This window comes from Rubrivivax gelatinosus, from assembly GCF_016583785.1.
GTDB lineage: Bacteria > Pseudomonadota > Gammaproteobacteria > Burkholderiales > Burkholderiaceae_C > Rubrivivax > Rubrivivax gelatinosus_B.
This window is the reverse complement of record NZ_NRRU01000002.1, coordinates 1-22,078: the sequence shown is the minus strand read 5'-3', so window position 1 is coordinate 22,078 and position 22,078 is coordinate 1. Positions and strand designations below refer to the sequence as shown.

Below are 22,078 nucleotides of genomic sequence, written 5' to 3'. Positions count from 1 at the left end.
ACCGATGGCGACCGACGACAGCACGCTGCAGACGCAGCGCGACATCCAGCAGCAGCAGGACGGCCGCGACGCCGCCCGGACCGAGGCGCCCGAGGCGGCGGCGGTGCAGGCCGGCGCGCGTGAACAGCCGGTCCGACTGCCGGCCCAGCACCTGGACAAACCCGGGCAGGAGGCCGACCTCGAACTGAAGCCCCATTTCCTCGCGCCCGACTACCGCGGCAGCGCCAAGCTGCAGGACTTCGTGGCGCTGATCACCGGCGCCGATTCCGGCATCGGCCGGGCGGTGGCGGTGCTGTTCGCACGCGAAGGTGCCGACGTCGCCGTCGCCTACCACTCGTCGGACGATGACGCGCAGGAAACCCGGCGCCACGTCGAAGCCGAAGGCCGGCGCTGCCTGCTGCTCAAGGGCGACGTCAAGGACGACGCCTGGTGCCGCCAGGCCGTCGAGCAGACGGTCGACGCCTTCGGCCGGCTCGACGTGCTCGTCAACAACGCCGCCTTCCAGGAGCACGCGCAAGGCCTGGAGGAGATCGACGACCTGCGCCTGATGGAAACGCTGGACACCAACATCGGCGGTTATTTCCGCATGGCGCGCGCCGCGCTGCCGTATCTGCGCCGGGGCGGCTCGATCATCAACACCGGCTCGGTCGTGGGCCTGCGCGGCAGTGCGCGGCTGCTGGACTATTCGGCGACCAAGGGCGCGATCCACGCCTTCACCAAGTCGCTGGCGAGCAACCTGATCGGCCGCGGCATCCGCGTCAACGCGGTCGCGCCCGGCCCGGTGTGGACGCCGCTGAACCCGGCCGACAGCCCGGCCGAAGACGTGGCCGAGTTCGGCCAGCAGACCGACTTCAAGCGCGCCGCCCAGCCCGAGGAGCTGTCGCCGGCCTACGTCTTCCTGGCCTCGCCGGTCTGCGCGGGCTACATCACCGGCATCGTGCTGCCGGTGACCGGCAGCGTCGGCGCGATCTGAACCCTGCGCGCGGCACGGCCGGCATCGCGCGCCAGAATCGGCGCATGAAGATCCCCGGTGCGGCGCTGCCGCTGATCCAGGCACCGATGGCCGGCGTGCAGGACACGCGCCTGGCGCTGGCCGCGGGCGCCGCCGGCGCCCTCGGTTCGCTGCCGGCGGCGATGCTGTCGCCGGTGAAGCTGGAGGCCGAACTGCAGGCGCTGCAGGCTGCGGGCCGGCCCTGCAACGTCAACTTCTTCGCCCACGTGACGCTGGCGGCCGACGCCGCGCGGGCGCAGCGCTGGGCCGAGGCTCTGGCGCCGTACTACGCCGAGCTCGGGCTGCCGCCGGCGCCGCCGGTGGCGGGTGCCAGCCGCCAGCCCTTCGGTGCCCAGGCGGCCGAGGTGCTGGAGGCCTTCCGGCCGGCTGTCGTCAGCTTTCACTTCGGGCTGCCGGCGCCGGCGCTGCTGGCGCGGGTCAAGGCCCGTGGCGCTTTCGTGATCGCGTCGGCGACGACGCTGGCCGAGGCGCTGTGGCTGCAGGCGAGCGGTGCCGACGCCGTGATCGCGCAGGGACTGGAGGCCGGTGGCCACCGCGGTCACTTCCTCGACACCGACCCGGCGCAGCAGCTCGACACGGCGACGCTGGTGTCGGCGCTGGTCGCGCGTCTGGCGGTGCCGGTGGTCGCCGCCGGCGGCATTGCCGACGCCGAGGGCGTGCGCGCGATGATGGCGCGCGGCGCGAGCGCGGTGCAGCTCGGCACCGTGTTCCTGCTCTGCGACGAGGCGCTGACCGGGCCGCTGCACCGGGCCCGGCTGCGCGAGCACTCGGCGCCGACGGTGCTGACCAATGTCTTCTCGGGCGGCCTGGCGCGTGGGCTGGTGAACCGCGTGCTGCGCGAGCTCGGCCCGGTCAGTGCCCTGGCGCCGCCGTTTCCGCTCGCGTCGGCCGCACTCGCACCGCTGCGCGAACGTGCCGAGGCGCTCGGTCGCGACGACTTCACGCCCTTGTGGTCGGGCACACGCCGCGACGGCTGCCGGGAGCTGCCGGCGGCCGAGATCGTGCGCACGCTCGCGGCGGGCTTCGACTGAAGCGCGACCGGCCGCGCTCAGGCGTGGTGCTTCTGCCGGCCGCGCCGCATGCCGCCCACCAGCAGCGCGCCGGCGGCCAGCGTGCCGGCAACGACCAGCGCCGCCTTGCCCGGCGACGCACGCGCCATGTCGGCGGCGATCTGGCCGGCCTGCGGCTTGGCGAGTTCGAGGCGGCGCTCGGTCATGCGCGCGCCGAGTTCGCCCAGGCGCTCGCCCAGGCGCTGCTCGGCCGTTGGCAGCAGCGTCGTTTCCTCTTCGGCGACGTGGTGCATCACCGCGCGCATCAGCTCGCACAAGGCCTGCTGCTGCGCTTCGGGCTGCTCGTCCAGGCCCCGCACGCGAGCGATCAGCTCCCGCATCTCGTCGTGCTCGGGCACGCTGCGCTCGAGCTGCGGCGAGTCGATGCCGGCTTCGCGCAGCGCCGGGTAGAAGACTTCCTCCTCAAGCTGGGCGTGGATCTCGAGCGCGCTGCACAGCTGGCGCACGGTGGCCTGGCGCACGCTGGCCGAAAGCCCGGGCTCGAGCTTGTGGAACTGGGTCATCGCATGGCTGTGGTCCATGCGGATCAGGCGTGTGGCCGTCGGCGATATCTTGCTGAGCAGCGTGTTCATCGTGGACTCCTTGGAAGTGCCGTCGCTGCGGCAAGCCCGGCTCCCGACCGGGGCGCGGCCGCCGCCGCCTGCCAGCTGCGGCACGTCGATTGCCGTGACGGCTGCAGAAAGGAGTTCACTCATGAACCTCATCATCTGGCTCGTCGTCGGCGGTCTCATCGGCTGGGTCGCAAGCAAGATCATGCATACCGATGCCCAGCAGGGCGTGATCCTCAACGTCGTCGTCGGCATCATCGGCGCGGCGCTCGGGGGCTGGCTGGTGTCGCCGCTGATCGGCGTCGGCACCATCAACCAGGGCGTGTTCAGCCTCGGTGCGTTGCTCGTGTCGCTCGTCGGCGCGGTGATCCTGCTGGCCATCGTCAACCTCGTACGTCGCGGCTCGCCGCGCTGAACCCAGGAGATCCCGCGATGGCTTCCACTCCAGAAGACAGCTTCGGTGCCGCCGACCCGGGTCCGGGCACCGGCACGCCCGGTGCCGCACCACTCGGCAACGGCGCCGGTTCGGACGAACTGCTGCAGCGTGTGGTGCAGGGCGCTCACGAGACGATCGACCGTCTCGCCGAGCGCGCGGCGCCGCACGTGCACCGGCTGCAGGGCGGCGTGCACGACGCCAGCGAAAAGCTGCACGCCAAGGCCGACGCCCTGCGCGAAACCGGCCACGAATGGACCGACGACCTGCGCGACACGGTGCGCGAGCACCCGATCGCCGCGATCGCCACGGCCCTGGCCGTCGGCATGCTGGTCGCGCGTCTGGCGCGCTGACGCGCGATGGACGACAGCACGGTGCCGCCCGGGACGGGCGGTGCCGCGCCGGAGCGCCCGGCGCGGCAAGGCTGGCTCGACGCGCTGCAGTCGGTTCTGCGCGAGCTGCCGGGTCTGGTCGGCGACCGGGTCGAGTTGTTCGTGCTCGAAGTCAACCGCGCCGGGCGCGCGCTGGCACAGATCGTCGCGCTGCTCGTCGCTGCGGCGGTGCTCGGCGTGACCGGCTGGCTGGCGCTGTGGGCCGGCATCACCGGCGCGTTGATCGAAGCCGGGCTCTACTGGGGCTGGGCGCTGATCGCCGTACTCGGCGCCAACCTGCTGGCGGCCTGGCTGGCGGTGCTGCGCATCCGCTCGCTGCTGCCGCTGCTGCACCTGCCGGCGACGCGGCGCCATCTGACGACGCTGACGACGCTGACGACGCTGTCGCCGCTCGCGCCGGCGCCGTCCAAACAAACTGCCGATGAACCCGCACGTGCCGCCGCCTGACGCAGACCTGGACCAACGCATCGCTGCCGCCGAGCAGGCGCTGGTCGCCCGCCAGCGCCGCCTCGTCGACGCCGTCGACGACCTGGGCCGGCGCGTGCGCCATGCCGTCAGCCCCTGGCGCCTGGCCGCCACCGGCGCTGGCGTGCTGCTGGCGGGCACGACGCTGTGGTGGTCGCTGCGCCGTGGCGGCACGGCCGCGCGCACCGACACCGAGCCGCCGTCGCTTGCTGCCGGCGCCGCCCATGCCGTTCCCTGGGTCGGGTTGCTGGGGTTGGTCTGGCCGCTGCTGCCGGCCCGCTGGCGCGCCCGCACCAGCCCCGGCACCGTGGCGGCCGTGATGAGCATCGGCCTGCCGCTGGTGACCAAGCTGCTGCAGCGCCGCCAAGGGCCGCCGCTGGCCACCGTCGAACACGTCGACCTGACGCGTTATGCCGGCCGCTGGTACGAGGTGGCACGCCTGGGCGCGCCTTTCGAGGCCGGTTGCGAGGGCCAGCCGACCGCGCACTACCGGCTCGACGGCGAGCAGCTCGAGGTCGAGAACCGCTGCGCCGGGCCCGACGGCAGCGAAAAAGTCGTGCGCGGCGTCGCCCGCGTCGTGCCCGACAGCGGCAACGCGCGCTTGCAGCTGAACTTCCTGCCCGCCTGGCTGCACGGCCTGCCGCTGGGCTGGGCCGACTACCAGATCATCGCGCTGGACCGCGGCTACAGCGTTGCGCTCGTCGGCCACCCGAGCCGGCAAGCGCTGTGGCTGCTGTCGCGCACGCCGACACCGGCGCCGCAGATGGTGGCGGCGCTGCTCGAGGTCGCGCGTGCCGAGGGCTTCGCGGTCGAGCGCGTGCAGCACTGGGGCGAGCGCTGAGGCCTTGATGCCGGCCGGCGCCTGGCAGAGCGCTGCAGCGCAAGCCGGGCCGCTGAGGGCACGGCGCTTGCCGCCGCAGGCCAACACGCCTGCATGGCGACGAAAGGACGCACGATGGGACACAGCCCCCTGCTCGGCATCGAACGCGCCGACACCCAACCCGCCGGCCGCGACGTCGGCACGCTGGGCCCCAGCGACAGCTCCGACTCCGGCAGCGACATGGCCGGCATCGAGGACCTGGACCAGCTCGACCCGGGCGAGCCGCTGGACGCCGCGCTCGACGCGGGCCGTGAGCGGCCGGCCGGCCGCGACGTCTCGGGCGGCGAAGGCAGCGATGCCGCCGGCACCGGCGAGCAGCGCAGCGCCGGCCACGACGCCGGGCGCGAAGCCGCCGACATCGGCGTCGACCACATCGTCGAGGCCGACGGCGGCGAGATCGATCACGAAGACGAAGACCCCGAACTCGATTTCGTCGACCGTGCCCAGGCGGGCGACCCGCTGGAGGACGAACTGGCCGAGGGCGAGCCGGACGAGGCCCCGCGGCCGCGCCGCGGCGTCGAGGACGAAGCGGCCGACCCGGTGGGCGACGGCCATTCCGACGCCGATGCAGCCGTCGGCGCCCCGCCGTCGGTGCCGGGGCGCACGCCGCCGGTCGCACCCGACGAACTCGGCGATGACCTGCCCGCCGAGGAGTCGGGCGACGACGAACCCGAGGACGACCCCGACGCCGACGCCGAACGGCGTGTGCCCGGCCGCTGAACAAAATAAAAGGCGCCCGGATCGCTCCGGGCGCCTTCGGTCACTCACCCGGTTCAGGCGGTGCGTGCGCGCGCCGTGTCGCGCAGCAGGCGGATCTGCGAGTGGTTGCGCTTGACGCCTTCGAACTGGCGCTCGATGACGATGCGCACGTCGCTGGGCAGGTCTTCGGCGAGTGCGCTGCGGTAACGTTCGATCGCGGTGTCCTCGCCGCGCTCGCACTCCTCGAGCATGGCCAGGTCGCTGTAGCCGGCCAGCGTGCCCTTCACGGCGACCCAGCCGCGGTGCATCGCACCGGTGGCCGAGCCGCTGTCCTCGGCGGTGCCGCCGTATTGCACGACCAGGCTTTGCAGCTCGGCCGCGCCCTGGCGGCACTCCTCGGCGCGCGACTGCAGGGTCTGCTGCAGCTGCGGGTCGCGGGCGTGTTCGGCGCTGGTACGGAAACCGTACTCGCCGTCCTTGCTGGTCTCGATCAGGCGGTTCAGGGTGTCGACGACGTCTTTGCGGTCCATCATGGGTTTCCTTTCGTTCGTGGCAGGCGCCGGCCTCGACGGCCGCGCCATGACGAACTGCCGGCAGGCCGCGTTCCCGCTGGGGCGAAAGGTCTTCAGCGCGCGGCGTCGATCGCGCCGCGCAGCGCCAGCACCAGGTCCTCGGGCGTGCAGGGTTTGTGCAGCACCGGGAAGCCGTGGTTGCCGCCGAGTGCGCTGCTGAAGCCGCTGATCAGCACCACCGGCAGCTGCGGCCGGCGCTGGCGCAGCGTGCGGGCGAGGGCGATGCCGTCCATGTCGCCCGGCATCACGACGTCGGACAGCACGACGTCCAGCGTGCGTGCTTCGCCGGCCAGCAGCAGCGCTTCGTCGGGGCTGCGCGCGCGCAGCACGCGGCAGCCCAGCGAGTCGAGCAGGCCAGCGGTGACGTCGGCGAGTTCCTCGTTGTCCTCTACCAGCAGCACGCGCACGCCGTAGAGCCCGCCTTCCGGCAGCGGCGCCGGCGCGGGGCCGGGGGCCGCGGCTTCAGGTGCGGCCGCGGGCAGCAGCAGCGTCACCGTCGTGCCCAGGCCCGGGGTGCTGGCCAGCGCCGCGCGCCCGCCCGCCTGGACGCAGAAGCCGTGCACCTGGCTCAGGCCCAGGCCGGTGCCCTTGCCCACGCCCTTGGTGGTGAAGAAGGGCTCGAAGACGCGGTCGGCGATGGCCTCGGCGATGCCGGTGCCGTCGTCGTTGACGGCGATCTGCACGTAGTCGCCCGGCGGCAGCTCGGGCAGGTCCTCGGGCGCGGCGTTGCCGGCTTCGATCCAGACGTGGCCGCCGGCGGGCAGGGCGTCGCGCGCGTTCAGCGCGAGGTTGATCAGCGCGAGTTCGAGCTCGCTCGAGTCGACCATGATGCCGCGCGTGTCCGGCGCCACCGTGACCTGCAGCTCGCAGCGTTTGCCGAGCACGACCCGGATCAGCTCCTGCGAGTCGGCGAGGTAGCGCCCGAGTTCGATGCGCGCCGGCCGTGTCGGGTGCCGGCCCGAGAAGCGCAGCAGGTGCTGCGTCAGCCGGCTGCCGACCTCGACCGCACGCAGCGTCGCCGCCACCGGCGCCTGGATGTCGGGTGAGCTGGCGCGGCGCTGGATCAGATGGGCGCTGTTGCTGATCACACCCAGCAGGTTGTTGAAGTCGTGGGCGACGCCGCCGGTGAGCCGCCCCAGCGCCTCGACACGCTGGCTGAGCGAGACCCGCTGCTCGGCCTGGCGGGTGCGCGCCACCGCCTCGGCGACCTGGCGCTCGAGGTCGGCCTGCGCGTGCTGGATCGCCTCGGCGGCTTCGGCCAGCGCGGTGCCGACCTCGTCGCATTCGGCGAGCCCGGTCGCGCGGTGCGGCACCGGCTGGCCGGCCCGCATCCACGCCGCCGCTTCCTTCAGCGAGTTGACCGGGCCGACGATGCGGCGCGACACGAAGAGCGCACCGGCGATCGCCAGCGCGAGCAGCAGCGCGCCGCCGATGGCCAGCTGCGACACCGTCGGCGGCAGGCTGCCGGCGACGGCCTGGCGTGGCATCGCCGTCATGTAGGTCCAGCCGCGCGCCGACTTGCTGAAGTAGCCGCGGACGGGGGTGCCGTCGAGCGACACCGATTCGAAGAAGCCCTCGCGTTCGCGGCGCAGGCGCTCGAGCATGTCCGGCGTCGCCGGGCGCCCGGCGTGCTGCACGCCGCCCGGATGGCGTGCCACCACGGTGGCGTCGGCGTCGAGGATGGTGCCGAGCCAGCCCGGCGGCAGGTTCTGGCGGTCGATGATGCGCTGCAGCTCCGACGGCATGATCGTGAGCTCGAGGTTGGCGACGACGCGGCCGTCGCGCAGCACCGGCTGCACGACCCGCGCGTGCGGGCCTGGCGCGTCGCCGGCCGCAGCCAGCGAACGCACCGCCGCCGACTGGGCGAGCTCACCCGCCGAGGCCGCCGGCGAGACCATGTCCGGCGGCAACTGCGTGCTCAGCACCACCTTGGCGCCGTCGGTCAGCTCGAGCCAGCCGTCCAGGCCGTCGAGCGCACGCCGCGCCTGGCGGTCGAAGACGCGGCGCTGCTCGGCCGTCAGCTGTGGCGCGTTCTCCAGTGCGCGCGCCGTGGCCAGTACGCGCACGATGGTGGCGCGCTGGTCGATCTCGCGGTCGATGACGGTCGACAGCGCGCGCGCGGTGTCGCGCAGGTTGCGATCGACCGCCTCGCGTTCGGCGGCGTAGGTCTGGACGATGACGAAGGCGGCAGCGGCCACCGCCGGCAGCAGCACGGCCAGGACGAGCAGCAGCAGGCGGGAGCGGATGGATATGGACAGCATCGGCGTCCAGTGTGGCTGATGACACCACCACCGGCCAACCGCCCCGGTGTGGCACGGGTGCCCGGCTCAGGGGCGGGCGTCGAAGGCGCCGGACGATTCGCGCTGCCAGTGCTGGGTCTGGCTGCCGCGCCAGGCGGCGGCGGTGCGACCGCGCTGCACATCGGCCTGGAACAGCTGCTCCAGCCGCTGCGCCAGGCCCGGGTCGACCACGACCACGCCGGACTCGGCGTCGCGCACGACGTTGTGCCAGTCCAGGCGCACCGAGCCGAGGCCGACCCATTCGCCGTCGACGACGCACAGCCGCGCATGCCACTGCGCCGGCTGCGCCTCGTGCACGCGCACGCCCGAGGCCTGCAGCACCTGGCGCATCGGCATGCCGCGCAGCAACCCGCTGCCGGCACGCGGCAGCAGCACCTCGACCTCGGCGCCGCGCTTGCTGGCCTGGGCCAGGGCCTGCAGCAGGCGGCGCGGCGGCTGCTCGCAGGGCGAGGCGAGGACGACGCGTGCTGCCGCGTTGCCGATCGCCGACAACAGCACCTCGACGAAGCTGTTGTGCTGGCCGCTCTCGCCGGCGGCGATGCCGACGCGGTGCAGGCCGACCGGCGTCTGCGCCGGGAAGTAACGCGCCGCCTGCATCGGCCCGCGGGCGAAGCGCTGCCAGTGGGCGATGAACAGCCGCTGCAGCCCCTGCAGCACGGGCCCCTGCACCCGCAGCCGCGGGCCGATGCGCGCGAGCCGCGGCTGGCCCCGGCCGCCGTGGGCGTCGAGCCCGCCGATGAAGGCCTCGCGGCCGTCGACGACCAGCAGCTCGCGCGCTTCGCAGCGCCGCGGCAGCAGGCCGTTCCAGCCCTGCGAGTCGTGTTCGGCCAGGCTGACGCCGGCCTGGCGCAGCGGCTCCAGCGCCTCGGCCGCCGGTGCTGCCAGCTGCGCGTGGTCGACCAGCAGGTTCACGCGCAGGCCCTGCCGAGCCCGGGCGGCGAGCCGCTCCAGCAACTCGCGGCCGGCCTCGGCATCGTCGACGAGGTTCTCGACGTTGACGTGGTCGCGCGCGCCGTCGAGGGCGTTCGAGATCGCCTGGAACGCCGACTCGCCTTCGGCCAGCAGTTCCACGCGGTTGCCGTCGACCAGGGGCTCGGCCAGACCCGAGCCCCAATCGGCACGAGGCGGCGGCTGACCGGTTGGTCGCCAGGGGCGAGGGTCGTTCGACTTGGACATGGCGGACACCGAGCGGGGGGCGAGATCCCGTTGACGCGGCGTACGGCAAAGCCTGTGCCCGTCGCCGCACCGTCCCCCGCGGACGCGGGCGGCATCGGTCTTGCCTGTTTGCCCATCCCCATCCGCCGAGGTCCGTCCGATGAGCGCCATCGCCTCCCGCCGTCTCGCGTTCGCCGCGCTGTTCGTGCTCGTCGCCGGCGCGGCTGCCGCCCAGACCAGCGACACCGACCCGAACGCGATCCCGACACTGCCGCCGCCGGCTCCGACTGGAGGCGGTGCGCCGCTCGCGCCGCCGCTGCAGCAGCCCGCGCCGCTGCCGCCACGGCAGGCGCTGCCGGCATCGCAACCGGCTTCGTCGGCGGAGCTTGCAGGGCCGGGCATCGCGCCGGGATTGCGTGAGCCCGCGCCCGGCCACGAGCCGCCCGGCGTCCAGGACAAACAGCCTTAAGGCCCGCTGCCGTCACCGCGCCGCGGCGCCGCCGGACGCTGCGGCGCGAGCAGAGAACGCAGCGGTGGCGGCCGCGCCTGGCGGCCGTCGAGATAGGCCGCCAGCCAGCGCAGCGGCGGCCAGCGCCGGCACAGTGCGCGCAGCCCGATCAGCAGCGGCACCGCGATCAGAGCCCCGGCCATGCCCCAGAGCCAGCCCCACACCATCACCGCGAGAAAGACCGAGATCGGGCTCAGCACCAGGCGTCGGCCGACGAACCAGGGGGCGATGAGGTTCGCTTCGATCGCGTGCACCGCCAGGAACAGCGCCGGCGGCGCCAGCGCCGCGCCCAGGTGGCCGAAGGCCAGCAGCCCGGCCAGCCCCAGCAGCACGACGATGATCACCGGCCCGAGATAGGGGATGAAGTTCAGCACGCCGCAGACCACGCCCCAGAGCAGCGGGTCGGGCATGCCGATGGCCTGCAGGCCGAGCGCGACGACCAGCGCGACGCCGATGTTGATCAGCGTCAGCGACCACAGGAAGCGGCCGATGTCGCGCTGCGCCGCGAGCAGGCCGGCGAGCACCAGCGCACGCTGGCGCGGCCGGCGCAGCGTACGCACCGCGCGCGCCAGCAGCCAGTGTTCCGACGCAAGCAGAAAGTAGAGCAGGATCACGGTGGCCGATGCCGACAGCGCGAAGGCCAGGCCATGGCCGAGCACCAGGCCGGTCAGCGCCACGCCTTCGCTGGCCAGGCGCTCGCCGAGCGCACCCGGTCCGGCGCCGGGGCCGCCGCTGTCCAGGCCCGGGACGGCGGCACGCAGCCGCTCCAGGCGCTGCAGCAGCCCGGCCAGCACCTCGGGCGCGCGCGCCCACCAGGCGGCGGCGGGTTCGGCCAGTGCGGCCGCCAGCGGCACGACGCTCGCGAGCCCCGCCGTCACGACGACGCCGGCGCCGATGAACTCGGGCACGCCGCGACGCCGCAAGGCCCGTACCGCCGGCGCGAGCACGACGGTGAGCACGAGGGCGAAGACGATGGGTGCGAGCAGCGGCTGGGCGAGCTTGACGAAGGCCAGCAGCGCCAGCACGAAGAGGCCGCGCAAGGCCGTCCCGCCCGGCTCACGGGGAGGAACGGCCGGCGGCGGCACGGCGGGTCAGCCGTGCGCGAGCGAGCCCGCCGCCCGCGTGCCGCTGCACCGGGCAGGACGCGTGCGGCGGGCCGGGCTCATTGGGTCGCCGCGCGCACGGTGATGTTGTTGCGCACGTCCTTCACGTCGGGCACGGCGCGCGCGATCTGGGCCGCGTGGTCCTTCTCGCTCTGATTGGTCGCGAAGCCCGAGAGCTGCACGGTGCCGTTGAGGGTCTCGACGGTGATGCGCATCGCGCTCACGGTCGGGTCTTCGGCCATGCGCTTCTTGACACGGGCCGTGATCGTCGTGTCGTCGACGTACTGGCCGACGCTGCTCTGACCATCGGTGACCGCGCAGCCGGTGGTCGCGACGGCACCGACGGCGAGGCAGAGGGAGAGCAGCAGGGACGGGGTTTTCATCTTCGGTTTCTCCTTGTGAACAGGGTGCAGCGCTGAGGGCAAGCGCTGTACCCGCCCCCGGGAACGTTCATTGCCGAGGGCCGCGATTGAGCTCGCAGGAGGTAATGCATGACCGTCACCCAGACCGCGCCCGAGCGCGTCAAGTCGCACCACGCGCTCGAGATGCTGCGTGAGGACCACCGGCGGCTGGAGGCGCTGTGCGTCGAGTACCAGCGTCTGGTGCAGGCCGATGCCAGCGCCGCCGACCGCAGCGGCCTGATCGCGCGCATCGGCGGCCGCATGCGCATCCACGCGCGCATCGAGGACGAGATCTTCTATCCGGCGCTGCCGCACAGCGAGGCGCTGCAGCGCGCCCACGCCGAACACGAGCGCCTGGACGCCGAACTGCGGCGCATCGCCGAAGCCGGCGGCGCGCAGGCCGACGGGGGTGTCGACGCGCTCGCGCGGGCGCTGGCCGCGCACGCACGCTTCGAGGAAGAGACGGTGTTCGCGCTGGCGGCCGGCCTGGACCTGTTCGAACTCGGCGCGCGCCTGCGCGCGCGCCGGATCGAACTGACGGGCGACTACGACCAGCCGTCCTGAGCGCGCTTCAGGCGCGGCCGCCGGCGCTGGCGGCCAGCGCGGCGGCCGGTGCCGCCGGGGCGAGGGCCTCGACCCGGGCCGGCGTCGCGCGTACCGTGGCCTGCACCAGCAGGTCGTGCACGCAGTCGGCGCTGCGCTCCCAGGAGTGCGCCGACACCGCGTTCAGCATGCGCATCACGCGCTGGCAGCGCGCCGCGACGCTCTCCGCGAGCAAGGTCTCGCAGGCCTCGACGAAGCCGGCGCTGTCGCGCGCGATGCTGACCACGTCGCCGTAGAGCGAGACCACGTCGCGCACCGGCGTGCTGACGGTGGCCTTCTCGCCGGCCATGTACTCCAGCGTCTTGGTCGGGCTGATGAAGCGGGTGGCGTCGTTGATCGCGAACGGCATCAGCGCCAGGTCCCAGCCGGCCAGCAGGTAGGGCAGGCGCGCATAGGGCTGCATGCCCAGCCAGTGCAGGTTGGCGCGGCGGGGCAGCGACTCGGGTGCGATCTTGACCACCGGCCCGACCATCACGATCTGCCACTCGGGGCGGGCATCGGCCAGCGCGGCAACCAGCGCCAGGTCCAGGCGTTCGTCGATGACGCCGTAATAACCCAGCCGCGGGCCGGGCAGCGCACCCTGAAGCGCGGCCGCGGCGAGCGCGTGTTCGCTGCCCGCGACGAGGCCGGCGGGTTCGAAGTGCGCGGCGTCGACCGAACTCGGGATGCAGTGCACGTTGGGGTGCAGCTCACGCTTGGCGTCGTACAGCGAGGGGCCGCCGGTGAAGACGACGTCGGCACGCTTGAGCAGCGCGTTCTCGCGCTGTCGCAGCTGGCGCGGCGCGTCCTTGAACGCGGCGAGCTCGTCCATGCAGTCGTAGGCCAGGCAGCGCAGCGCCAGCGTCTTCACCAGCGGCAGCGCCATCGGCGTGTACAGCCAGACGACGGCCTCGCGCACGCCGGCGGCGTGCAGGTGGCGCGCGACCAGCGGCTCCAGCAGCGCCAGCTGGTCGTCGTGGAAACCGGCTGCGAGCACCGGCGTGTGCGGCACGAGCACGCTGACGCCGGGCATCGCGTCATGCACTTCCAGCCGCGCCGGGCCGGTGTCGTGCACCGGCTCCTCGACGAAGACGACACGCCAGCGCCGCGCCAGGCGCGACATCAGGTGTTGCGGGCGCTGCCAGACGAAGCTCCAGCGCAGGTGGGAAAAGACGACCAGGACGGGCAGGGACATGGTGGGCATTCGGCGGCCCGCAGGCCGTGCAGTGGGGGTGGCCGCGCCGTGCGCGGTCAGATCTTGCGAGGGTTGGCCGCGCCGGAGTCGGCGACGCCATTGGCCGGCAGCCGGTCGTCGTCGGCGATCAGCTCGGGCTCGCCGATGATGGCCGGCGCATCGTCGCTCTCGTCGGCCAGCAGTTCCTGGCGCCGGGCGCTCATGTCGGCGGCGATCCGTTCCCATTCCAGGCGCAGGTTCTCCAGCGCCGGGAAGAACTCGCCTTCCTCTTCCTTCACGTGGTGCAGCACGTATTCGCACAGCACGGTGAAACGCGCGGCGTACTTGTCGTCGTCGGGGCTCATCGTGCGCAGCTGGTCGATCAGCTGGTGTGCCGACTCGTGCTCGACCTCGGCTTCGTCGACGAGGTCGGTCTCCGTGAGCGCCGCACGGGCAGGGGGGTAGAGCAGTTCTTCCTCGAGCGTCGCATGCACGCTCAGCTCGAGCAGCACCTGCTCGACGATGCGGCTGCAGGCCTCGGTGTCGCTCTTGTCGAGCTTCTCGAAGTCCTTGTAGGCCTTCCTGACGCGCTTGTGATCGTTCTTCAGCTCGGCGAAAACCTGGTCGCGTGCCACTTGGGCTGCGCGGGACAAACGGGGCATGGAGGCCTCCTCGGAGTTGGCTGATGGGCGGCCTCCCGAGGCAATCGATGTGCCGCCATTGCCGCCGCCGGCGTGCCCGCCGGCGTGCCCGCCGGCACGCTTTGCCGCAAAAGCGTTGCCGTCGGTAAGCCGGCCGGCGCACCTGCCAGGCGGCCGTTCGCCGTGCTTAAAGCTGGTTACACGCCGTTGCCCGGGATTCCGGGGGGCTGCGGCAGGCTTTGTATCGGTTTGCATCCGCGTCCGCGCTCCGGCACGGGGGTTGCGGTTGGGTCCGTCGCGCCCGTGCCGGCACGGCGAAGCCGGCGACGGAGCACACAACCAATCAGGAGGCACACACCGATGGCATCGATGGACCTGAGGACCGAACACCGACAGACGCAGACGCTTTCGCCGCGGCTGCAGCACGCCGTGCGCCTGCTGCAGATGTCCTCGCTGGATTTCGCGGCGATGGTGCGCGACAAGCTCGGGCAGAACCCGTTCCTCGAGACCGAGGAAGGCGACGACGGCGAAGCCCTGCCGGGCGCCGACGACGCCGCCGAGCGCGAATCCGATCGCGACTCGGAGCCGCAGGAACTGGACGGCATCGCCGGCAACGAGGCCGGCGACGACCGCGACATGTGGCAGGGCGATACCGCCGGGTCGACCCGCCGCGCCGAGGACGGCGAGATTTCGGCGATGGAGATGATGGCGGTCGAGACGACGCTGAACATGCATCTGCACGAGCAGCTCGGGGTGCTGCCGCTGGCCCACCGCGACCTGATGCTGGCGCGCGCCATCGTCGAGTCGCTCGACGACGACGGCTATCTGCGCACCCCGCTGGAGGAGGTGGCCCAGGTGCTGCAGCTGGACCCGCCGCCGACGCTGGTGGAGCTGACGATCGCGCTCAAGCGCGTGCAGTCGCTGGACCCGGCGGGTGTGGCCGCGCGCAGCGTCGCCGAATGCCTGCAGCTGCAGCTGGGCAAGATCGACTGTCCGCAGATGCGCGCGCTGGCCGAACGCATCGTCGGCCAGCACCTGCAGACGCTGGCGGCCAAGGACGTCAACGGCCTGGCGCACCAGCTCGGCGAGACGCCGGCGCGCGTCGAGGCCGTCTGCGACCGCATCCGCCGCCTGGACCCGCGCCCCGGCTGGCACTTCGGCTCGACGCAGGTGGCCTACGTCGTGCCCGACGTGCTGGTCAGACGCGTGCGCGGGCAGTGGAACGTGCAGCTGAACCCGGCCGTCGTGCCCAAGGTGCGCTTCAACCAGGTCTATGCCGAGCTGTTCCAGCGCCACCGCAGCGCGCAGAACACCGAGATGGCCGGTCATCTGCAGGACGCACGCTGGACGCTGCGCAACGTCGAGCAGCGTTTTTCGACCATCCTCGACGTCGCCACCGCGATCGTGCGCCGCCAGCGCCACTTCCTCGAGTACGGGCCGATGGCGATGAAGCCGCTGGTGCTGCGCGAGATCGCCGACGAGGTCGGCATCCACGAGTCCACCGTCTCGCGCGTCACGAACAACAAGTACATGGCTACGCCGATCGGCGTCTTCGAGCTGAAGTACTTCTTCTCGCGCGCGATGATCAGCGCCAACGGCAGCGCCTGCTCGGCGACCGCGATCCGCGGCCTGATCAAGGACATCATCGAGGCCGAACGCTCCGAGAGCCCGCTGTCGGACGCCGAGATCACGCGCCAGCTCGCGCGCCAGGGCCTGGTGGTCGCGCGCCGCACCGTCACCAAGTACCGGCAGATGCTGAAGATCGAGTCAGTCGAGCGCCGTCGCCGCCACAGCTGAAGCTGCCGCGGCCGAACCAGAAGGGGCGCCTCGCGGCGCCCCTTTGCCATGGTCGCGGCGGGATCAGCGCGTCTTGGCGCCCTTGCCGGCGCCGGTGTCGGACTCGCCGTTCAGGCTGCCACTGCCGGTGCCACCCAGGCTGCTGCCGGCCCCGCCGTTGCCGGTGGAGCTGCTGCCCGTGCTGCCTGTGCTGCCGGCCATGCCGCTGCCGCCCACGCCCGACGAGGACGAACCCAGGCTGGCCTGGGTGGAACGGCTGTCGGAGACCGAGCCGCTGGGCGAAGCGCCGGCACTGCGGTTGCTGCGCCACTGGTTGAACTCGTCGGAGAACTTCTTGTAGCGGTCCTGGCGCCAGTTGCGGTAGTCGTCGTCGAGCGCGCGCATCTGTTCGCTGCGCCACTGGTGGTAGTCAGGGTCGTGCGGGTGGTGGTCCTGCCCCTGGCCCTGATTCCAGCCACCCTGGCCGGCGTAGCCGCCTTGCTGGCTCTGGTTCCAGGCGCCTTGGCCGGCGGTGCCGCCTTGCTGACCCGGGCTCCAGCCGCCCTGGCTGCCTTGGCCCCACGCGCCGCCTCCTGCCGGGTTGCGGCCCCAGTCCTCATGGCGCTGCGGCGAACCCCAGTCGCCCAGGCCACCCATCCCACCCATGCCGCCCTGGCGGCCGGAACTGCTCCAGTCGCCGCGGCTGCCGCCGGCACCGTACTCGGGGCTGCCGCCGCGGAAGGTGTCTTCGCTGCTGCCGAAGCGGTCGGACCCGCCGTAGCCGCTCGGCGCACCGCGGCCCGGGCCCGTCGAGCCATAGGCACGCTCGCCCGGCCTGCCGGAGCCGTAACCAGGCGTGCCGCCCTGGCTCCAGCCCGGGTTGCCGCCCTGCTGGCCGCCACGCGAGCTGTACTGGTCCTGCTGTCCGCCCTGGCGGCTGTAGTCGTCCTGGCCACTGCCCATCTGGCCGCGGTTGTTGTCGTCACCGCGCCAGTCGCCGTAGTTGCTGCCGCCGCTGCTGCGCGTGCCGCCGCTGCCGGCCTGCGCGTCGGAGCGGCCCGCCTGCTCCCACTGGCGGCGCTCGTCGGGGGAACTGCCTTGCTGCCTGAAACGATCGTCGTGCTGAGTCATCTCTGCATCCTTTCTCAGGTTTCGGCCGGCCCTCCTGGGCCGCCTGCCCTCGGGCGGCAAGGGCTGTGCCGCGCGTGCTGCTTCGCAGGCACGGGTACAGGCCTTGCCAAACCGGCGGCATGCAACCAGGAGCCAGACATGACTGAACCCAAAGTACTCACCGGCCTGTTCCGCGACCGCGAAGCGGCCGAGGCGGCCTACCAGGGTGTCGTCGACCGCGGCTACGGCCGTGACGACGTCAACCTCGTGATGTCCGACGAGACCCGCCAGCGCCACTTCACCAACGCCGACGCACCCCAGACCGAGATGGGCACCAAGGCGGCCGAAGGCGCCGGTATCGGCGCCGGCATCGGCGGCACCGTCGGCGCCGTGGCCGCGGCGGTGGCGGCCATCGGCACCACGCTCGCCTTGCCGGGCCTGGGCCTGGTGATCGCGGGCCCGCTGGCCGCCGGGCTGGCCGGGGCCGGTGCCGGCGGCGCGGCCGGCAGCCTGCTCGGCGCGCTGATCGGCTGGGGCATCCCGGAAGAACGCGTCAAGGCGTACGAGAGCGGCATCCGCGAAGGCGGCATCCTGATGGGCGTGCGCCCGCGCAACGACGAAGACGCGGCCTGGTTCGAGCAGAACTGGCGCGGCGCCAGCGCCGAAGGCGTCTACCGCTGACGGCGGCGAGGGCGGCGCCTGGCGCGCCGCCCTCGTGTCGGGACCTCAGCGCGGCGCGACGCGCCAGACGACGTTGCCGACGTCGTCGGCCACCAGCAGCGCGCCGCGGCGGTCGACCGCGACCCCGACCGGGCGCCCGCGTGCCTGGCCCTCGTCGTCGAGGAAGCCGGTCAGCACGTCCACCGGCTGGCCCGAGGGCCGGCCGCCGACGAAAGGCACGAACACCACCTTGTAGCCCGAAGGCGGGCTGCGGTTCCACGAGCCGTGCTGGCCGATGAACATGCCGTCGGTGGCGCCGCCCAGTGGCGTCGTCACCGCGGCGCCGCGCGCGGCGGCCAGGCCGAGCGCGGCAACGTGGGCGCCAAGCGCGTAGTCGGGCACCAGCACCTCGGGCAGCGAGGCCGGCTGCTCGACCCGGTTGTCGACGTGGCGGCCCCACCAGCGCCAGGGCCAGCCGTAGAAGCCGCCTTCGCGCACCGAAGTCAGGTAGTCGGGCACCAGGTCGCTGCCGAGTTCGTCGCGTTCGTTGACCACGGTCCAGAGCACGCCGGTCGCCGGCTCCCAGACCATGCCGTTGGGGTTGCGCAGCCCGCTGGCGTACAGCCGCATCGCGCCGCTGGCGACGTCGATGGCCCAGATCGCGGCGCGGCCACGCTCCTCCTCGAGGCCGTTCTCGGCGACGTTGCTGTTGGAGCCGACGGTGGCGTAGAGCGTGCGCCCGTCCAGGCTGGCGATCAGGCTCTTGGTCCAGTGGTGGTTGCGTGCGCCGGCCGGCAGTTCGGCCAGGCGTCGGCCGGCGCCGGTGATGCGGGTGTCGCCGCTGCGGTAGGGGTACTCCATCACCGCGTCGGTGTTGGCGACGAAGAAGCGGTCGCCGATCAGCGCCATGCCGAAGGGCGAGTGCAGGTTCTCGAGGAAGGGCGTGCGCAGCTCGGCCCGGCCATCGCCGTCGGCGTCGCGCAGCAGCGTGATGCGGTCGGCGCTGGGCACGCCGGCACCGGCGCGTTTCATCACCAGCTTCATCACCCAGGCCTTGAAGCCGCGGCCCTCTTCCGGGCGTGCGGGCGCGTTGCTCTCGGCGACCAGCACGTCGCCGTTGGGCAGCACCTGCAGCCAGCGCGGGTGCTCCAGCCCGGTGGCGAAGGGCCGGACCTCGAGCCCGGGGGCCGCGACCGGCGCGGTGTCCGCGGGCCAGCCCACGGCCTTCGCGACCTTCACCGTCGGCACCAGCCGCCGCACCGGCTCGACCAGCGTCGGCTCGGGGCCGACGTCGGCACCGACCTGCAGGCGCGAGGTCTCTGAGCAGCCGCCGAGCACGGCCACCGCGAGCAGCAGCGCGGCAGCCGTCGTGGCCGGCCTGAGGGCAGTGGGTGCGGACCAGTCCTGCGGTCTCATGCGGCGGCCCGGTCCGGGCCGGCCGGGGTCGAGATGCAGCGCAGCGTTTCCTCGACGCCCTCGGTGCCGGTTGCGGCCATGTCGCCGAGCGAGACGATGCCGACCAGGCGGCCCAGGTCGTCGACCACCGGCAGGCGCCGGATCTGCACCGCCGACATCTGCCGCAGCACCTCGGCCGCCGGCTGGCGCTGCGAGCAGCAGCGCACGCCGGCGCTCATCACCGAGCCGATCTCGGTGACCGCAGGGTCCAGCCCGGCGGCGATGGCGCGCACGGTGATGTCGCGGTCGGTGACGATGCCTCGCACCTGCCAGTCCTCGCACACCGGCAGGCAGCCGACGTTGAGTTCGTCCATCAGCTGCGCGGCGCGCTGCACCGTCTCCTTCGGCCGGATGGCGATCGGGTCGCGCGTCATGACGTCGGCAATCGTGTTCATCGGCTGGGTGTCCGGTTCGAGTGTGTGACCGCGCAAAGCAAGGACCATACCCGTCAGCTGCGCACGCCGCTGTCGGCCTGCACCAGCAGCCGCGGCGTGCCGTCCAGCGTCTCGATCTCGAACACCTCGGCGTCGCCGCCGAAGGCGGGCGAAGCCACCAACAACAGGCCGACGCCGAAACGGCGCCAGCCGCGGATGCGGTTCGGGCTCATCTGCTGTCCTCCGGCGCCTGGCACAGGCGTCCCCGCGTGTTCCCTTCAAGAAGCATGCCGCGACAAAACACCGCCATCACCGGGGAAAACGCGCGAAAGCCAAGCCCTGCGCCGCTCGAATGACCGGCAGCGGGCAAGTTTTGCCGTCGTCAGCGCTGCGGCTCGATCACGGTCTTGACGTAGAGCTCGCTGACCAGCGTCATCGTCAGCACCATCAGCGGCATCGCCAGCAGCACCCCGGGCAGGCCGAACAGCACGCCGAAGACCAGCACCGAACACATGCCCAGCACCGGCGGCAGCCGCACCGCCCAGCGCTGCACCAGCGGCTGCACGACATAACCCTCGGCCTGCTGCACCGCGACGCAGACCACCAGCGCCTGCAGCGCCAGCCCCTCGCCCTCGGCGAGCGCGACGCCGACGATCAGCACGCCCGAGATGATCGGCCCGAAGTAGGGCACGAACTCCAGCAGCCCGGCGATCAGGCTCAGCGACAGCAGCAGCGGCATGCCGATCAGCGCCAGCCCGATGCCGGTGAGCGCGCCGACGAGCAGCATCGACACCCCCTGGCCCAGCAGCCAGCGCGAGAGGTCGCGGCCGGCGGCGTCGAGCGTGCGCGCGACGAGCTCGCGCCGGCTGCGCGGCACCAGCTTCAGCAGGCCGTCGCGGTAGGTGCCGGGGTCGGCGGCCAGGTAGATGCCGAGCACGACCAGCAGCACCGCGGCGCCGATCGCGCCGGTGGCGGCGTTGATCGTGCCGGTGGCCAGGCCGGCGAGCCGGCTCCAGTCTTCGAAGGGTTTGGCGCTGTGCCACAGCTCCTGCAGCCAGCGCCCGGTGGTGTAGTCGGCGAGCCAGCGCTGGAACGCCGTCCAGGCGCGCGGCAGCGTCTCGCGCAGCGCCTGCATCTGCTCGACGGCACCGGCGCCGGCCACGCCGATGGCGCCGCCGACGACCAGCACCAGCGCCACCAGCACCAGCGGCAGCGACAGCCGCGGCGACAGGCCGGCGCGGCGCTCCAGCGGCAGCGCCATCGCGCGCAGGATCAAGGCGAACAGCAGCGCCGCGAACACCAGCATCAGCACGTCGACCAGGACCCAGGCCAGCGCCAGCGCGAGCAGCAGCAGCAGCCAGGGGCCGACCCGGAGGCCGCCGCCCCCGGAGCGGCGGGGTGTAGGCGGCGGGGGACGGTCGGGTTCGGTCATCGGCCCGCACTCGGGCACGCGGCGTGCCCGCAGCTGCCATCACCACTCATGAGAACGCCGTGGAACACGCCCTTCCGGAAGCCGACGACGCCGTCGTGATGCTCGTCGCCCAGCACCGCCGCCTCGAGGAACTGCTGCGCCGGCTCCACGCCGCCGAGCAGCCGGATGCACGCGCGCAGGCGCTGGTCGCCGTCGGCGACGAGCTGACGATGCACGTGCTGGCCGAAGAGCGGGTGTTCTATCCCGCGGTCGCCGGCGCACGCACCGAGGACGTGCTGCTCGAGTCGCTGGAGGAGCACCTGTCGCTCAAGCGCCTGCTCGCCGACCTGCTCGACCTGGACCCGGCCGACGCCACCTTCGGCGCCAAGGCGCACGTGCTGCAGGAGCAGTGCGTGCACCACCACGGCGAGGAGGAGGAACACCTGTTCCCGCAGGTCGTGCTGGCCCTGCCGAAGGCGCGGCGCCAGGAGCTGGGGCACGAGATGCTGCGCGAGCAGGGCCGTCTGCGCCGTGACGGCGCGCCGCGCGACGTGGTGCGCGAGCAGACCGACGCCGCCGAGCCGCTGCGTCCGGACTGACGGAGCACGGCATGCCCAAGGCCTGGAGCGCCAAGCGCGAACGCCAGTACGAACACATCAAGGACGGGCTGCTGGAGCGCGGCAAGTCCGAGGACAGCGCCGAGGAGATCGCGGCACGCACCGTGAACAAGGTGCGCGCCCAGGCCGGCGAGGCCGAGAGCGCGAGCCCGGCGTCGACCGAAGACCTGTCGCCGTCGCGCCGCGGCGGCCTGCGCTCGCACCGCGGCGAAGGCGGCCGCAGCTACCGCCAGCTCTACGAGGAAGCGCGCAAGGCCGGCATCGCCGGCCGTTCGGCGATGGACAAGGCGCAACTCGAGCAGGCGCTGCGCCGCTGAAGGCGCCGCCGCCCTCAGGACCCGCCGCGCAAAGCCTTTTTGCGCGCGTCGGCGTCGAGGCCGGCGGAGCTGCGCATGTCGGTGTCGACCTGGCCGCTCTCGATGTCGCGCCGCGCCTGTTCGATGACGGGCCGCGGCTTGCCTCCGGGCGCGTCGGGTGCCTCGTCGCGTTCGTGCGGCAGCGGCAGCCCGCTGCCGTCGTCGCTGGCGTCGTTGCCCGGCGCCACCGGCGGCTTGCCGACGGCTGCCGGCGACGGGGGCTGGGGGCGCGTCCGGGAGGCGGACGGCGGCGGGGACGAAGGTTTGTTCATCGTCCGGCGCAGGCAACAGTCGTACCCGGCCGGAACGCCTGTTGCCGGGCGAAAGCCTCACCAGGAGAAGCCATGAGCCCGACCCCGATCACCAGCACCGGCCCCGCCGTTT

At 73.0% G+C, this 22,078-nt stretch carries 27 protein-coding genes; 13 read left to right on the top strand and 14 right to left on the bottom strand.

What is annotated here, in order from left to right:
- Positions 1–4 precede the first annotated feature (4 nt).
- Positions 5–973 (top strand): SDR family oxidoreductase, encoded by a 969-nt coding sequence (locus tag CKO43_RS00980; RefSeq protein ID WP_200377563.1) that lies wholly within the window; start codon positions 5–7, stop codon positions 971–973.
- 44 nt (positions 974–1,017) lie between these two features.
- Positions 1,018–2,043 (top strand): NAD(P)H-dependent flavin oxidoreductase, encoded by a 1,026-nt coding sequence (locus CKO43_RS00975; RefSeq protein ID WP_200377562.1) that lies wholly within the window; start codon positions 1,018–1,020, stop codon positions 2,041–2,043.
- Between the two features lie 17 nt (positions 2,044–2,060).
- Here CKO43_RS00975 and CKO43_RS00970 read toward each other — a convergent pair whose 3' ends face one another.
- Entirely contained in the window at positions 2,061–2,654 is a 594-nt protein-coding gene (locus tag CKO43_RS00970) for a hemerythrin domain-containing protein (RefSeq protein ID WP_200377561.1), read from the bottom strand.
- A gap of 121 nt (positions 2,655–2,775) precedes the next feature.
- On the opposite strand from CKO43_RS00970, the gene CKO43_RS00965 reads away from it, so the two are divergent.
- The 5 genes from CKO43_RS00965 (at position 2,776) to CKO43_RS00945 (ending at position 5,520) form a co-directional block, all read left to right on the top strand.
- On the top strand, positions 2,776–3,045 hold the full coding sequence (locus tag CKO43_RS00965) for a GlsB/YeaQ/YmgE family stress response membrane protein (protein ID WP_200232422.1): 270 nt from the start codon (positions 2,776–2,778) through the stop codon (positions 3,043–3,045).
- 17 nt (positions 3,046–3,062) lie between these two features.
- The gene (locus CKO43_RS00960; protein WP_242478238.1) at positions 3,063–3,416 is read left to right on the top strand and encodes a DUF883 family protein; all 354 of its coding nucleotides are present in this window, start codon (positions 3,063–3,065) and stop codon (positions 3,414–3,416) included.
- A gap of 6 nt (positions 3,417–3,422) precedes the next feature.
- Positions 3,423–3,902 carry a phage holin family protein gene (locus CKO43_RS00955; protein ID WP_200377560.1) on the top strand — a complete coding sequence of 160 codons (480 nt, stop codon included), beginning with the start codon at positions 3,423–3,425 and terminating at the stop codon, positions 3,900–3,902.
- On the top strand, positions 3,877–4,761 hold the full coding sequence (locus CKO43_RS00950; RefSeq protein ID WP_200377559.1) for a lipocalin family protein: 885 nt from the start codon (positions 3,877–3,879) through the stop codon (positions 4,759–4,761). The genes CKO43_RS00955 and CKO43_RS00950 overlap by 26 nt, the downstream gene beginning before the upstream one ends.
- Before the next feature lie 114 nt (positions 4,762–4,875).
- Positions 4,876–5,520, top strand: a complete 645-nt coding sequence (locus CKO43_RS00945) for a hypothetical protein (RefSeq protein ID WP_200377558.1) — start codon at positions 4,876–4,878, stop codon at positions 5,518–5,520.
- Between the two features lie 53 nt (positions 5,521–5,573).
- Here CKO43_RS00945 and CKO43_RS00940 read toward each other — a convergent pair whose 3' ends face one another.
- From CKO43_RS00940 to CKO43_RS00930, 3 genes are all read right to left on the bottom strand, one after another.
- Complete coding sequence (locus tag CKO43_RS00940) at positions 5,574–6,029, bottom strand: ferritin-like domain-containing protein (RefSeq protein ID WP_346014526.1); 456 nt, start codon at positions 6,027–6,029, stop codon at positions 5,574–5,576.
- 95 nt (positions 6,030–6,124) lie between these two features.
- On the bottom strand, positions 6,125–8,332 hold the full coding sequence (locus CKO43_RS00935; protein WP_200377557.1) for an ATP-binding protein: 2,208 nt from the start codon (positions 8,330–8,332) through the stop codon (positions 6,125–6,127).
- Positions 8,333–8,398: 66 nt separating this feature from the next.
- Positions 8,399–9,547, bottom strand: coding sequence for a phospholipase D-like domain-containing protein (locus tag CKO43_RS00930; RefSeq protein WP_200377556.1), 1,149 nt, complete (start codon positions 9,545–9,547; stop codon positions 8,399–8,401).
- A 139-nt stretch (positions 9,548–9,686) separates the two neighbouring features.
- Here CKO43_RS00930 and CKO43_RS00925 point away from each other — a divergent pair, with 139 nt between their 5' ends.
- The gene (locus CKO43_RS00925; protein WP_200377555.1) at positions 9,687–9,995 is read left to right on the top strand and encodes a hypothetical protein; all 309 of its coding nucleotides are present in this window, start codon (positions 9,687–9,689) and stop codon (positions 9,993–9,995) included.
- On the opposite strand, the gene CKO43_RS00920 is transcribed toward CKO43_RS00925, so the two are convergent.
- Both CKO43_RS00920 and CKO43_RS00915 read right to left on the bottom strand, forming a co-directional pair.
- Positions 9,992–11,074 (bottom strand): AI-2E family transporter, encoded by a 1,083-nt coding sequence (locus tag CKO43_RS00920; protein ID WP_200377554.1) that lies wholly within the window; start codon positions 11,072–11,074, stop codon positions 9,992–9,994. The two genes, CKO43_RS00925 and CKO43_RS00920, sit on opposite strands and share 4 nt — an antisense overlap.
- Before the next feature lie 122 nt (positions 11,075–11,196).
- A complete protein-coding gene (locus CKO43_RS00915) occupies positions 11,197–11,520 on the bottom strand; it encodes a BON domain-containing protein (RefSeq protein ID WP_200232460.1) in 324 nt (107 codons plus the stop codon).
- Positions 11,521–11,628: 108 nt separating this feature from the next.
- Between CKO43_RS00915 and CKO43_RS00910 the strand changes: the two genes are divergently transcribed.
- Positions 11,629–12,102: a hemerythrin domain-containing protein gene (locus tag CKO43_RS00910; protein ID WP_200377553.1), complete on the top strand. Its 474-nt coding sequence runs from the start codon at positions 11,629–11,631 to the stop codon at positions 12,100–12,102.
- A gap of 7 nt (positions 12,103–12,109) precedes the next feature.
- On the opposite strand, the gene CKO43_RS00905 is transcribed toward CKO43_RS00910, so the two are convergent.
- Both CKO43_RS00905 and CKO43_RS00900 read right to left on the bottom strand, forming a co-directional pair.
- Positions 12,110–13,315 carry a glycosyltransferase gene (locus CKO43_RS00905; protein WP_242481014.1) on the bottom strand — a complete coding sequence of 402 codons (1,206 nt, stop codon included), beginning with the start codon at positions 13,313–13,315 and terminating at the stop codon, positions 12,110–12,112.
- A 56-nt stretch (positions 13,316–13,371) separates the two neighbouring features.
- The gene (locus CKO43_RS00900) at positions 13,372–13,956 is read right to left on the bottom strand and encodes a hemerythrin domain-containing protein (protein WP_200377551.1); all 585 of its coding nucleotides are present in this window, start codon (positions 13,954–13,956) and stop codon (positions 13,372–13,374) included.
- A gap of 339 nt (positions 13,957–14,295) precedes the next feature.
- On the opposite strand from CKO43_RS00900, the gene rpoN reads away from it, so the two are divergent.
- Entirely contained in the window at positions 14,296–15,732 is a 1,437-nt protein-coding gene (gene rpoN / locus CKO43_RS00895) for an RNA polymerase factor sigma-54 (protein WP_200377550.1), read from the top strand.
- Between the two features lie 63 nt (positions 15,733–15,795).
- Here the strand turns inward: rpoN and CKO43_RS00890 are convergent, their stop codons facing one another.
- The gene (locus CKO43_RS00890; RefSeq protein WP_200377549.1) at positions 15,796–16,842 is read right to left on the bottom strand and encodes a hypothetical protein; all 1,047 of its coding nucleotides are present in this window, start codon (positions 16,840–16,842) and stop codon (positions 15,796–15,798) included.
- A 138-nt stretch (positions 16,843–16,980) separates the two neighbouring features.
- Between CKO43_RS00890 and CKO43_RS00885 the strand changes: the two genes are divergently transcribed.
- The gene (locus tag CKO43_RS00885; RefSeq protein ID WP_200377548.1) at positions 16,981–17,502 is read left to right on the top strand and encodes a hypothetical protein; all 522 of its coding nucleotides are present in this window, start codon (positions 16,981–16,983) and stop codon (positions 17,500–17,502) included.
- A 45-nt stretch (positions 17,503–17,547) separates the two neighbouring features.
- On the opposite strand, the gene CKO43_RS00880 is transcribed toward CKO43_RS00885, so the two are convergent.
- The 4 genes from CKO43_RS00880 to CKO43_RS00865 all read right to left on the bottom strand — a co-directional run bounded on the left by CKO43_RS00880 (position 17,548) and on the right by CKO43_RS00865 (position 20,742).
- Positions 17,548–18,897, bottom strand: coding sequence for a PQQ-dependent sugar dehydrogenase (locus CKO43_RS00880; protein WP_200377547.1), 1,350 nt, complete (start codon positions 18,895–18,897; stop codon positions 17,548–17,550).
- A complete protein-coding gene (locus CKO43_RS00875; protein WP_200377546.1) occupies positions 18,894–19,331 on the bottom strand; it encodes a CBS domain-containing protein in 438 nt (145 codons plus the stop codon). The genes CKO43_RS00880 and CKO43_RS00875 overlap by 4 nt, the downstream gene beginning before the upstream one ends.
- Before the next feature lie 53 nt (positions 19,332–19,384).
- Entirely contained in the window at positions 19,385–19,543 is a 159-nt protein-coding gene (locus CKO43_RS00870) for a hypothetical protein (RefSeq protein WP_200377545.1), read from the bottom strand.
- Between the two features lie 149 nt (positions 19,544–19,692).
- Positions 19,693–20,742: an AI-2E family transporter gene (locus CKO43_RS00865; RefSeq protein WP_200377544.1), complete on the bottom strand. Its 1,050-nt coding sequence runs from the start codon at positions 20,740–20,742 to the stop codon at positions 19,693–19,695.
- Positions 20,743–20,801: 59 nt separating this feature from the next.
- On the opposite strand from CKO43_RS00865, the gene CKO43_RS00860 reads away from it, so the two are divergent.
- The gene (locus tag CKO43_RS00860) at positions 20,802–21,320 is read left to right on the top strand and encodes a hemerythrin domain-containing protein (RefSeq protein ID WP_200377543.1); all 519 of its coding nucleotides are present in this window, start codon (positions 20,802–20,804) and stop codon (positions 21,318–21,320) included.
- An 11-nt stretch (positions 21,321–21,331) separates the two neighbouring features.
- Entirely contained in the window at positions 21,332–21,655 is a 324-nt protein-coding gene (locus CKO43_RS00855; protein WP_200377542.1) for a plasmid stabilization protein, read from the top strand.
- Positions 21,656–21,669: 14 nt separating this feature from the next.
- Here CKO43_RS00855 and CKO43_RS00850 read toward each other — a convergent pair whose 3' ends face one another.
- Positions 21,670–21,882: a hypothetical protein gene (locus tag CKO43_RS00850; RefSeq protein WP_200377541.1), complete on the bottom strand. Its 213-nt coding sequence runs from the start codon at positions 21,880–21,882 to the stop codon at positions 21,670–21,672.
- Positions 21,883–22,078 lie beyond the last annotated feature (196 nt).